Source organism: Methylomonas lenta (genome assembly GCF_001644015.1).
Lineage (GTDB): Bacteria > Pseudomonadota > Gammaproteobacteria > Methylococcales > Methylomonadaceae > Methylomonas > Methylomonas lenta.
The window spans coordinates 58,124-69,474 of record NZ_LUUI01000117.1 but is presented as its reverse complement, the minus strand read 5'-3'; the positions used below and the strand labels follow the sequence as shown (position 1 = coordinate 69,474).

18 protein-coding genes are annotated in these 11,351 nt (G+C 49.0%); 9 read left to right on the top strand and 9 right to left on the bottom strand.

Translation table 11 applies throughout. The features are described 5' to 3' along the window. Positions 1-131 precede the first annotated feature (131 nt). From A1359_RS14095 to A1359_RS14080, 4 genes are all read left to right on the top strand, one after another. Entirely contained in the window at positions 132-509 is a 378-nt protein-coding gene (locus A1359_RS14095) for a hypothetical protein (protein ID WP_066984189.1), read from the top strand. A gap of 224 nt (positions 510-733) precedes the next feature. After that, positions 734-1,063, top strand: a complete 330-nt coding sequence (locus A1359_RS14090) for a type II toxin-antitoxin system RelE/ParE family toxin (RefSeq protein WP_066984186.1) — start codon at positions 734-736, stop codon at positions 1,061-1,063. Further along, positions 1,056-1,352 carry a helix-turn-helix domain-containing protein gene (locus A1359_RS14085; protein WP_066984183.1) on the top strand — a complete coding sequence of 99 codons (297 nt, stop codon included), beginning with the start codon at positions 1,056-1,058 and terminating at the stop codon, positions 1,350-1,352. Before A1359_RS14090 ends, A1359_RS14085 begins: the two co-directional genes overlap by 8 nt. Continuing rightward, complete coding sequence (locus A1359_RS14080; protein WP_066984180.1) at positions 1,342-1,545, top strand: hypothetical protein; 204 nt, start codon at positions 1,342-1,344, stop codon at positions 1,543-1,545. Before A1359_RS14085 ends, A1359_RS14080 begins: the two co-directional genes overlap by 11 nt. 485 nt (positions 1,546-2,030) lie before the next feature. On the opposite strand, the gene A1359_RS14075 is transcribed toward A1359_RS14080, so the two are convergent. The 7 genes from A1359_RS14075 to A1359_RS14045 all read right to left on the bottom strand — a co-directional run bounded on the left by A1359_RS14075 (position 2,031) and on the right by A1359_RS14045 (position 6,549). Continuing rightward, positions 2,031-2,831 (bottom strand): LytR/AlgR family response regulator transcription factor, encoded by an 801-nt coding sequence (locus tag A1359_RS14075; protein WP_066984177.1) that lies wholly within the window; start codon positions 2,829-2,831, stop codon positions 2,031-2,033. Beyond that, positions 2,828-3,982, bottom strand: a complete 1,155-nt coding sequence (locus tag A1359_RS14070; RefSeq protein ID WP_198159365.1) for a sensor histidine kinase — start codon at positions 3,980-3,982, stop codon at positions 2,828-2,830. Before A1359_RS14070 ends, A1359_RS14075 begins: the two co-directional genes overlap by 4 nt. Continuing rightward, the gene (locus A1359_RS14065) at positions 3,969-4,355 is read right to left on the bottom strand and encodes a hypothetical protein (protein ID WP_066984172.1); all 387 of its coding nucleotides are present in this window, start codon (positions 4,353-4,355) and stop codon (positions 3,969-3,971) included. Before A1359_RS14065 ends, A1359_RS14070 begins: the two co-directional genes overlap by 14 nt. Positions 4,356-4,374: 19 nt before the next feature. Next, on the bottom strand, positions 4,375-4,623 hold the full coding sequence (locus A1359_RS14060; protein WP_157200554.1) for a hypothetical protein: 249 nt from the start codon (positions 4,621-4,623) through the stop codon (positions 4,375-4,377). 55 nt (positions 4,624-4,678) lie between these two features. Beyond that, positions 4,679-5,089, bottom strand: a complete 411-nt coding sequence (locus A1359_RS14055; RefSeq protein WP_198159364.1) for a DUF6326 family protein — start codon at positions 5,087-5,089, stop codon at positions 4,679-4,681. Positions 5,090-5,272: 183 nt separating this feature from the next. Continuing rightward, complete coding sequence (locus A1359_RS14050) at positions 5,273-5,464, bottom strand: hypothetical protein (protein WP_066984163.1); 192 nt, start codon at positions 5,462-5,464, stop codon at positions 5,273-5,275. After that, positions 5,461-6,549 (bottom strand): sensor histidine kinase, encoded by a 1,089-nt coding sequence (locus A1359_RS14045; RefSeq protein WP_066984160.1) that lies wholly within the window; start codon positions 6,547-6,549, stop codon positions 5,461-5,463. Before A1359_RS14045 ends, A1359_RS14050 begins: the two co-directional genes overlap by 4 nt. Before the next feature lie 322 nt (positions 6,550-6,871). Between A1359_RS14045 and A1359_RS14040 the strand changes: the two genes are divergently transcribed. From A1359_RS14040 to A1359_RS14020, 5 genes are all read left to right on the top strand, one after another. Further along, positions 6,872-7,585, top strand: a complete 714-nt coding sequence (locus tag A1359_RS14040; protein ID WP_066984157.1) for an Lcl domain-containing protein — start codon at positions 6,872-6,874, stop codon at positions 7,583-7,585. A gap of 31 nt (positions 7,586-7,616) precedes the next feature. Continuing rightward, complete coding sequence (locus tag A1359_RS14035; protein WP_066984154.1) at positions 7,617-8,186, top strand: PEP-CTERM sorting domain-containing protein; 570 nt, start codon at positions 7,617-7,619, stop codon at positions 8,184-8,186. Between the two features lie 118 nt (positions 8,187-8,304). Beyond that, entirely contained in the window at positions 8,305-8,706 is a 402-nt protein-coding gene (locus tag A1359_RS14030; protein WP_066984151.1) for a hypothetical protein, read from the top strand. Positions 8,707-9,090: 384 nt separating this feature from the next. Continuing rightward, a complete protein-coding gene (locus tag A1359_RS14025; protein WP_232322252.1) occupies positions 9,091-10,008 on the top strand; it encodes an alpha/beta fold hydrolase in 918 nt (305 codons plus the stop codon). A 142-nt stretch (positions 10,009-10,150) separates the two neighbouring features. Further along, complete coding sequence (locus tag A1359_RS14020) at positions 10,151-10,543, top strand: hypothetical protein (protein WP_066984148.1); 393 nt, start codon at positions 10,151-10,153, stop codon at positions 10,541-10,543. A 144-nt stretch (positions 10,544-10,687) separates the two neighbouring features. Here the strand turns inward: A1359_RS14020 and A1359_RS22845 are convergent, their stop codons facing one another. Continuing rightward, positions 10,688-11,011 (bottom strand): site-specific integrase, encoded by a 324-nt coding sequence (locus A1359_RS22845; RefSeq protein WP_066984145.1) that lies wholly within the window; start codon positions 11,009-11,011, stop codon positions 10,688-10,690. Between the two features lie 3 nt (positions 11,012-11,014). After that, on the bottom strand, positions 11,015-11,338 hold the full coding sequence (locus A1359_RS22840; RefSeq protein ID WP_066984142.1) for a site-specific integrase: 324 nt from the start codon (positions 11,336-11,338) through the stop codon (positions 11,015-11,017). Positions 11,339-11,351: the final 13 nt, after the last annotated feature.

The following is an 11,351-nucleotide window of genomic DNA, read 5'->3' as shown; positions in this document are numbered from 1 at the left end:
AGGGTCACCGCAAGGATTCGTGCGAAAATGGGCAATAGCAGATAAACTCATGTGATAGCGATTCAACGTGCTGATTGACTTACGGATCGAAGGTTTACAAAGGCACCCTAACTTATAGGAAGGAGAACAATATGCAGCATGGATTTCCCAAAAATGCATGGGATTCGGCAAAAGATGAGGCTCTTCATGTGCTACGAAATCGTGCCGCGAGACGCCATAATCAAACCATATCGTACACAGAGTTAGTTGAGAGCTTGACTGCTATACAAATTGGGGCGCACGATCCCCGCTTATCCAGCTTCCTTGAAGAAATAGTTATCGCCGAACATACAAATGGGCGTCCTTTAATTACTGTTCTAGTTGTCCACGCAACTGGTGACCTGATGCCTGGAGATGGGTTTTATGATATATCTGAACAGCTTGGATTTAACGTGGCTGACAGTGAAGCTTTCTGGATAGCCGAGTTCCAAAGAACACTTAATTACTGGCAACAGCCAGATAACATATAGACAGAGTTCAAAGGGACTAACCATTATCGACCTGTCGGAATACGCTTGTTTTCCGACAGAGTAAACATGATAGTTTTGCATCGTAGAAGCATAAAGCACATGAACTTGGCTACTATTACCCAAAATCGCACGAATCCTTACGGTCACCCTACAACCCCAGAGATGGAAGAGTAGGGGAGAATAGTGCAATTGACATTATAGCAGAATTGCTATAATTTGAATCTATGACATGGACCATTGAAACCCTCAATGCAACTGTGGACGAAGAAATTGAGGCTCTCCCTGTTGATATGCGCGCACGGTTAGTCCGCATTGCGGAACTGATCGCAACCGTTGGCCTTGAAAATGTCCGCGAACCGCACATCAAGCATCTTGAAGGCCCGTTATGGGAGATGCGGCTGAAAGGCAAGGACGGGATTTCACGGGCAATGTATGTGACGGCCAGAAAAAAACGGATGGTGATCGTGCGGGTTTTTATCAAGAAAACTGAAAAAACACCCCGCCGAGAGATAGAAATTGCTTTAACACGGGCGAAAGAGGTTGAAAATGACTAAGATCAATGAATTGCACAACAAATGGCTGAAAAACCCCGACTATTCCGCCGCTTATGAGGCTTTGGAAGACGAATTCGCATTGGCAAGCGCTGTCATTGAAGCTCGCTCACGGGCTGGCCTAACTCAAGAAGAGCTCGCCGACCGGATGCAAACCAAGCAATCTGTTGTCGCAAGGCTGGAAAGCGGTCATGTTATGCCCACCACGCGCACCCTTGAAAAAATAGCCAAGGCGACCGGATCACGGCTTAAAATCAGCTTTGAACCAGAGCCGGCGCATCATGTCACTTAATCGAGTGAAAGAGAAGAAAATCCCTTGTTACCCTTGGGCAACACCGACAGAAGAACAAAAATGCCTGTTTGATACGTTACGTTACGAAGAACAGTTAAAAATGGTTCAAGAGGCCCTCAGGGAAGGCTTGGAAAGCGGCATCAGTGATCAGTCAATTGATGACATTATCGACAGCAAAGAGACAGAAATCTAATCGCTTCTCAAAGGCCAAATGTTGGCAACAAAACAGGCATAGCGACACCGTTTTCGTACATTTTTGAGGCCGACTTTAGGGAGCGACATGGTTAGGATATTTCAACGTTGCTAAAACAGGACATTACTCTATTGCATTAACATTGTAACTTCGCATAAGGTTTATTATGTTAAATTGCCGAGATTTACCGCCATAAGTTATAATAAAAACAAGCGTTTAGACAGGATCTGGTTTCACACTTTACTAGCCACTGATTAGACGATGATCACTCTTGACTGCCCGCTACTCGGCGAGCAAATTGCTATTATCACTGCCTCACACCGGCCGATTTCTGCCACAGAACGCTCATTGATCAATGACTACTGACGGGTTCATTGCCGCCAACAATTTTGTTTGGCTTAAGAACCCGACAAAGCGTCTTTTTGGAAGCCTCACGAGGTTTGCATCCCTCTGGAGTGCTAAGGAAAAACCGCGTTCTAGAAACTTTATTCGGTTGCATGATTAATTTCCCGATTTTTAGTGAGCTGGTTACGTACCACGGCGGCGTAAGTTCTGCCTATCCTAACTTCGGCACCGTCTTTCATGACGGCGATCATGGCGGCGAATGGTGCTTGTTTGATGCGGGCGATGGCGTTGCGTCGTAATATGGCGCTGCGGTGGATGCGAATGAAGTCTTCGGGACATAGGCGTTGCTCCAGTTCGGTCAGCGTTTCGTGGTAGAGGTATTCCGCCCCGTCGACATGAATACGCACATAATCGCGCTCGGCCTGAATACGAGTGATCCTGTCTTGGGTAATGCGGATATGTTCCCCACGGACCTTGATCCAGAATTCGTGGTTTTGCTTGGGTTGTTCGCGCAGGGCGCGTTTGAGGGTGGCGATAGTTTCTTGCAATTCGGCGACACGATCAGTTTGATTGCGCGCGGCGACGGCCGATTTTGCCCGATCCATTGCCAGCTCAAAACGGCCGGGTTCGATGGGTTTGGTGAGGTAGTCGACCGCATTGGCTTCGAATGCGCGTAACGCGTGGTGATCGAATGCGGTGACGAAGACGACGATGGGCGGTTCCGGGCCTAATTGTTCCAATACGTCGAAACCGCTGCCGCCGGGCATCAGGATATCCAGAAGCAGGATGTCAGGTTGTAGCTCGAGCGTTTTACGGCGTGCCTCCTCCACGTCGGCCGCTTGTTCGATCTGGCCGACCCAATCCAGTTTGCTCAATAACCGAACCAGCCTGCGCCGGGCGAGGGGTTCGTCATCCACAACAAGAACGATGAATCCTGTCATATTTGCCTCCAGGGCAGATCCATCGCGACGCGGTAGCGGCCGGGTGAAGCACAGCTGGCTAGAAAGCGCGCATCTTCTTGAAATCTGGCACGCAAGCGCTCTTCGACGTTGCGCAGCCCGACACCCATACCCGGACGGCGATTTTCTTCTGTGCCATCGCGCGGCATGTCGTTTTCTACGGTGATATGCAGACGGTCGGCGGTGCGGTAGGCGCTGAGCACGATCTCGACAGGGCCGGCTGTGGTGCCGACGCCGTGCTTAATGGCATTTTCAATCAAGGGTTGGAGGATGAGGCTGGGCACAAGCGCGTTGTGTACGTTATCCGGTATGTCGACTTTGAAGGTCATACGGTCGGAAAATCGCTCGCGTTCGATCTCTAGATACTCTTCCTGAAGGGCGATTTCGTCGGCGAAAGATACATCATTCATGGGGTCGAGTGAGAGTGTTGTGCGCATGAAGGTCGACAGCGACAGTACCATGCGTTCTGCGCGCGTGGCGGCGCCTTCCTCGATCAGACCGGCAATGGAGTTGAGTGTGTTGAACAGGAAATGCGGATTGATCTGGTAACGCAGCGCTTTCATTTGCGCGGAAAGTGCTTCTTCCCGAACTGCAGCCAATTGGCGTTCCCGGTCTCTGACATCAAAGCTGTACAAAAGTGTAAGAAACACGCTGGACCAGCCAAAGAACATAGCCCAGCACATAAACAATTCCATGATGTTGTCAATCAATGAAAAATTCAGGTTATTGGGGGCGTAGAGCATTTTGTAAAACTCTTGTGTGAGGATGAAATCCGCAATGGAAACAATGGCGGATATAAGGAAGCATATTATGATGTTGTGAATCATCTTGTTTTTTCGCAGGCGCCAGACTGCAATCGACATGATGAAAAAAGATGTAAGTCCGAACACAATTTCGACCAGCGCAGAATGATCGACGAAGCCCGCTGGGACGTGTTGGTATGATTCCGGGTTAGGAATATATGAAGACAGGCTGAAGAATAAAGTGGCCAGGAGCAGGTAGCTTACTCCCAGCCTGAATGCCTCTCTAAAGAGGGATTCACGAGGAGGTATTCCATCCTCGATCTGAAGTTGTAAAGACTGAATAGTCTTGCATCTGGCAAGAGACTTGTCGTCCGACTCAGGCTGACGCATCAATTTCTCTCCGGCAGGCCACAAGCCGAATAATAAATTTGAAAGATTCTGAACATTTTTCCGTTGCTCTTTGCTCAACCTCAGTAATATCTGGCCCTCTTGCGGCAACATTGCCTTCGCCTCCCCTTGGAAACAACTTGCCCCATCGCCCCATTGGCAATGGCACCCCAGGATCTTCACATTGCTCTCCTGCTGGTTTGTCGTTTTCCGACTCATTGATAATGCCACCATCCATTGGCGCACAAGCGTGCCAGCCAGCATGACCTCCGCCGGTTGGATAATATCCGGGCGGGCATGCCAAAGCATAACTACTGATGATCGAGAGTGTGCCAAAAATAAATAGCTGATCATTTTGTTTTTTGCGCAACGACATCATATTCTCCAATTATTCGCTAATTTTCCATTTCCAAGCAAGCCATGCGATATATAACATTCCAATTCCCCCACACCTGCAAAAAAAATATAAGAGGGATGAGTGTTCTCCCGCCCAGAACAAATAAAAACGTAACAGCGACAGCGGCAATATTCACCCAACGATTTATCCGATAAGGCGCAAAGCGTGCCAAGTAAATCATTGCAATGGGTATTTCCAGCAAAACTGAAAACGCTAGAAAAATTATTGTTGTGGGTTTCATGGCCATCGGCACTCTTCACTGGGGCCGGCGCGTCAGCGACGCCGTCCAGTGGAAGCGGTTGTTATGGTTCACTACCTTGGCGAGGCCATTTCCACGCATAACGGATAATCAGGGAAAGCAGAACGACTTCTAGAACAGCGCCAAACTCCATATGCATCCAAGCCTCACCTACCAAATTGAAAAACGTATAAGGGATATAAACCGTGGCTACGATTATGTTTGTCCAGCGATTTACTTGAGCTGTCAAGGCAACAGAGAGGAAAATCATTAGAGCTGGAATCGTCACCGAGGCCAGTCCTGTCAATAGAACGACTTGTGTAATGTCAAATACAAACATTTTTCCTGCCAGAATATCTCTTATGGAACCCGGCATATACAAGTGGAAATAATCGACATAGATGTAGAGAAACATGAACGCAGTCCATAGAGCAGTAAGTTGCACTTTTATGTTGATTTTTATATCTTCCAGCATGTGTATAGTCTTTTTCAGTTTTGTGAACCATAACATGGCTTCAAGCCCCCCCCGAAACCAGGAAGCCCACGACGTCCGCGAACACCATGTTCAGCCCCACAAATAACCAGAGAGCCGATAATCTTTCTTGAGTATTTTGCATCGTGGCTTCCCCAGATCGGCACCCTGCAAACGAATTCAAGGTCAAGTCAGCCCTCGCTCGTTAGAACGAACGCATTGTTCGACTAACCTTGGGGGTATGCCTTCCTTATCGCGCGCCTCCATGACATCGGTGGCTTCCTCGATTCGGCCGATCCAGTCCAGATGGCGCAAAATCCGTATGAGGCTCCGTCTGGCCAGCAGTTCGTGTCGATATGAAAAGGAAACCCTACTCATGCGGTTCTCCAAGGCAGAATAAGGGCTGCCCTGTAACGGCTGGGGGATATTCGGCCTGCGAGAAAACCGGCGGCATCCTGAAAGCGCACCCGCAGACGCTCATCCACGTTGCGCAGACCCACGCCTATGCCTGGGCGGGAATTGGCGGATGCATCGTCACGCGGCATATCGTTTTCGACAATAACATGAAGCCGGTTATCTTCACGATAGGCGCGGAGCGTGACTTCCACGGGGCCAACCGTCGCACCGACGCCATGCTTGATTGAGTTTTCAATCAGAGGCTGAAGAATGAGACTGGGCACAAGGGCGGACTTCAAGTCGTCCGGAACAGAGATTTTGAACGACATACGGTCGGCGAATCGCTCGCGTTCGATCTCCAGATACTCTTCCTGCAAGGCGATTTCGTCGGCGAGCGATACATCGTGCATGGGATCGAGGGCAAGTGTGGTGCGCATGAAGGTGGAGAGCGAAAGCACCATGCGTTCCGCGCGCGTGGCGGCGCCCTCTTCAATTAGTCCGGCAATGGAATTGAGTGTGTTGAACAAAAAATGCGGATTGATCTGGTAGCGGAGTGCTTGCAATTGGGCGGTAAGCGCTTCTTTACGAGCAATTTCCAGGAGTCGTTGGCGTTCGACCAGTTCAAAGTTGTCGAGTACTGCGACAAATAAACAGCTCCATCCAAACAGCATGGAAGCCCCTTCAATCAAGGTATAGCCAGAGTAGGTCGGATCGAAGTCGACGACTTTAGGATATTGGCAAATAGTGTAGTTGATGAAGTCGATTGCTGTATAGATCGGAGCGGTGATTGCCGCCATCAGAAAGCAGAGTAGCGCTTTTTGCAAAAAGGACAGTCTATGCCTCAGTCGAATTAACAACCTCGCCATCAGGTAGGTCATCCCCCCGCTTATCCCGAATAGCACGACTTTAAGCGGGGCCGATTCGACTGGGTCGATGTTGATGAAATAACCCAGGATACTGTCCGCAACAAACATACAAAGCCAATACAGCACATTGAGCCGCAGCGCGGCCTGCATGATGCCGCAGGTTCCAGTTGTGTCTTCGGAAAAAGTGTTAGCCGTGTTCATGTTTGCATTATCGCCTCCTCCGGCATTTTTTTGAGTGCATTTCGTCGTCGAATTATCGCCATTCGCAGAATTTTTTCTCTTCCGCAGATGCATGGTGGCGGTTGAAAGAATTTGAAGTGAATTCGCAAACCTGTGTTTTTACAATGATCAAACCATTTAACAACCGGTCAGCCAAGATGAAATTGGGATGAGGTGGAGCATTAGTAAAGTGCGATCAACCAAACAATTGGTAACCGCCAACGCAAAGCCGTGCAGATTAATACCCACTAAGGAAAATAGTATTTCGATTTTTATTTAACTCGCTTTTCAATAGGAAAACTCCATGAAATCTCACTATGCAACCCTAGCCGCCGGACTATTGCTTGGCCTTAACGCATCGAACTCGCAAGCCGCATTAATCGACCGCGGTGGCGGCCTGCTTTACGACACGGTTTTAAACGTAACCTGGCTGCAGGACGCCAATTACGCGAAAACCAATGGTTACAGCACTACTGGCCGGTTATCTTGGCAAGACGCTATGCAATGGGCGGACAACCTTCAGGTGGGAGGGTTTGATGATTGGCGTTTGGCGACTATCACCGATACCGGAAGCCCTGGATGCAACTTTGCGTATGGCGGCACGGACTGCGGCCACAATACTCAAACGACGACATCAGAATTGTCCTATATGTTTTATGTAAATCTTGGGTTAAAGAGTATTTACGACAGCCAGGGTAATTTTCAGGCGGATTTTGGCATAGCCAATGGCAACCTCGCGGTTGATCAAGCAGATGTGGGGTTGGTGAAAAACTTGCGTGCCTACAATTACTGGTCAGGCAGTCCTTATGCGCCAGACTTAGACAAGGCTTGGCAATTCAATACCACGTTTGGCATTCAAGGACATAACCCCAAAACAGAACTTCAGTATGTGTGGGCCGTTCGCGATGGGGATGTTGCCGCCGTGCCTATCCCCAGTGCAGTCTGGTTGTTCGGTTCCGCACTGCTAAGCGCACTGTATTCGGAGCGTCGCCGCACGGCAACAATTCTGCCGACTTAACACCCTCTCCATTAAATTTTAAGGAATCGTTATGAAACACATTTTAAAGACAGCTTTACTGGCAGCATCTCTATTGACTGCGGCCGATGCGAATGCTACGAGTACCGTTGTAGATTTCGAAGGTATTTTCGACTGGGATCTGGTCAACGGTTACGGCGGTTTGTCGGGTTGGGAATCCATGGCTGGTCAGGTGTCGAGTTATTCGGAGTTTGAAGCGCATGGCCCTGCATTGGGCGAGAACCGGCTGCATACGCGTGCTGGCGAGTTGACATTCGATCAAGGCCCAGTGATTTTTGAAGGCCTTTATTACAACTATTGGGGCTCCGACACCGACGTCAGCTTTTCGCTGTTCTACCAGGGGCAACGGGTCTACAGCGAGCTGCTTGATGCCGAGAATCAACCACTCGACATTTACTGGCTAGCATCGGGTTATGCTGGGTTGGTCGATAAAATCCAGTTCCATGGCCAATCCAGCGACGGGTTTATTGTTGACAATCTGACGTATTCATCGGCCCCCGTCCCATTACCCGGCGCAATCTGGCTGTTCGGTAGTGGCTTGGTGGGTTTGATGCTGCGGTGCCGACAAAGCCGAGGCGGTTAACAAGCTTGTGTCACCGTCGGTGTACAGCATACGCATCAAGCCAAACACAGCAGTCAAGAAGGACGCGCTAAAAATGGCGCCTCCTTAGTTTCACGTTAGGCAAGTACCAGGACAATCAATGAAAAATGTAATTACGATTATTGTCACGTCTCTGCTCTTTTCATGTGGTTTTATGACGCCAGCTAAACAATATGCGGGTGTCAGCCTGGGAGAAACCGACATTGCGGTGATCCAAAGTTATGTAGGAATCCCCTTTTCTGATGAATATCACGCAACCATTACCGGCTATACCAAAATTGAATCCAACGGCTCAGACGAAGAAAAGAATTTCGGGTTGCCTGGTTTTACGGACTACCCCAGCGAAATTCATGTCTTGCCAGGAGAGTATGAAGTTCAAGTCTATTGCTTTAAAGGGTTTTCGAGTCATAGGCCCAAGAAAACACTAACGCTACAAGCAGGACAAACCTATTTGCTCAAATGCGATGTCCGAAACAATCAAGCGTTCATAGATGTCAATTAGCAATCCAAATAATCAGGTGATCAGTTTTTTTGTCCACCCTTTATTACTGAGCTTGCCTGCGAAGGTATTTACGCAAATGGGCTACCCGACTTGGTGGAACGGTTCGTATGAAGCTTCGAACCGCCGTGTACGTGATCCGCAATTTCGGTTGTGAGTGTTTTGATGAACGTATGCAATGACAAAAGCGGAAAGCATCAAACGCGCATTCGGCAGATCCGCTTGATTATTACCCGTGCGACGAATCCACACAATCCAAAAAAGGTGAACACTTGAGAACACTATTAAATATAAAAGTCATCATGAGTATGGTGATGAGAACGTGTTCTGAAAAATACGATGATTACATAATGACGTATTCAGTGTGCAACTAAAAAGCTGCCTGCAATGAGCCAAATCGATTTAGCGGTGCATAATCGTACACGGGTCCAAAAGGATGTTATAGGCCCCAGTTTTAAAGGGAATATCCAATTGATGAACTACCAAACCAAGCTATTCACCAAAGCCATTTCAGTGCTGATACTTGCCTTGCTTTCCGGTTGTGCGTCGCTACCGAATTCGACATCTGAGAGAGTTGGCAATAGAAATATCGAATTTGCATTGACTCGACATGACACGATCCCCGTTGTTTTTGAAAATGGACTCGGCGGAAGAATGGAATGGTGGAAAGAGGTATTGCCTGAAATCTCGAAAGATGCATCGACATTCGCCTATAACCGTCCCGGTCTTGGTGATAGCGATCCGGTATCTACCCCGCGTGACGGCGCACATATCGTGGATGAATTGAGGGTTCTTCTTCGAGCCAAAGCCCTCAACCCACCCTATATTTTGGTTGGACATTCACTCGGGGGGCTATACATGCAACTCTTTGCCCGCCAATATCCCGATGAAGTCGCCGCATTGGTGCTGGTGGACTCAACGCATCCGCAACAGCTGGATGGCGAAGGCTCCTTGGATAAACAGTCATTCTTTGTTCGTGGATTGCTTGGCGTTTTGGTGACCGGTGCCGCAAAGGGTGAACTTGATTTGCTGACGCAAACTGGAAAGCAAGTGCTAAGCCTTCCAACCTTATCGAACAAACCCGTGTTCGTTCTCAGCGCCTCCAAACCATTAGAGCAGGAAGAATCTATGCTGGCTTATGATGCAAACGAGAAGCGGAAGGATATTGCACGGCTTTACTCAGGGTCTAAACAAATATGGGTTGATAGCGGCCACGCCATACCACTAGAAAAACCGGAAGCGGTTATCTCTGTGATTCATGAGGCTCTATCGCTGTATCGTCAAAATAGAGACCAAGTCAAATGAACATAACTTTCATTCCAAACCCATCAATCAAGCGGACAGCCAATAAGCTGCGCTTTTAGCCGCCAAGCTTTTTCAAACGTTGGGCGTATTTTACGCTCCTATGCCCTGCATTTCGTTAACTCGGAGCGACGGAGATTCAAAAATGACACAAAAATTTCTTGCGGCAACCCTTTTATTGTTTCTTTATGGATGCGCTACAACTTCAAATAACACTTTGGCTGAAGGAACTAACAAAGCCGAAAAGAAGATATCAATGTCGATTGGCCGTGAAATTGGCAATTTTAAAATAACTAATTCACAGGTAACAGAAGCACCAGCAGGTTATAACGGAATGCAGTACACCGTTAAAACTGAGGATGGAGCCACTTTTAAATGTGAAATTTTAGAACCATCTGGATTCGGCAAAGTGGCGACTTGGGGTATGGCAAGTGGGGCAGATGCTATGTGTACGGATTTTACCAAAGGATCAAGCAACGTTGGAAAAACGAATAATGCCAATTGCAATGCACTACTAAGAGCTGCTGGCAAATGCTAAAGAAATGTCCAATATAGCGCCGGTTCCGCTTCGCCGGTCGGCTTAGCTTCACGTTGGAAACCCGAGAGACCGCAGATCAAGCAACCCTGGAGAGTGGCGTATGAAGGCAATTGTGTATGAGAGATATGGGCCGCCCAACGATCTTCAATTAAAGGAGGTGAAAAAGCCCCCCCCAAGGTGATGGTGGCAAGGCATTTCATGGCCTTTATCGCTTTTCTCACGCAACCGCACCCACAGGCGGCGGCTTTGCGTGTAGACGTCCTCGACCTTCATGCCCAAGGCCGCGCCGATGGGGGCGAAGGAATAGATCATCAGCGAAATCAGGGCCCGGTCGCGCAGACTAACAAGTGTGCCGGTATCGATGCTGTCCAACAAGCGGCGGGCGTCCTCGCTATCCAGCACTGGCGTCTTGCCGACTTGTACCCGATGCGCCGGACCGCGCACCGAGGCGGCGGGATTATGCGACATCACCTATCCGGTCACCAGCCAGTCGAAACAATGGCGGACGGCGGCTAGCTGTTGCTTGACCGTTGGGGCGGAGACCTGGCGAGTTTTACTTTCGACCCAGCTGGCAACATGCAGAGGCTGCACCTCAATGATCGAGACGACACCCATCGCCACCTCAGACCAATCGAGAAATTCCGTGACGGCGCGACCATAGGCTCGTCGTGTGTGCGGGTTGCGGATATTGGCCGCGAAAAATTCCAGAAAACGGCGGTGCGCCTGGTCACCGGCGGCGGTTATCAGGCGGGGACAGGTCGCAATCGATGATGCGTTAACTTTTTGATTTGACATGGGCGTTACCTGA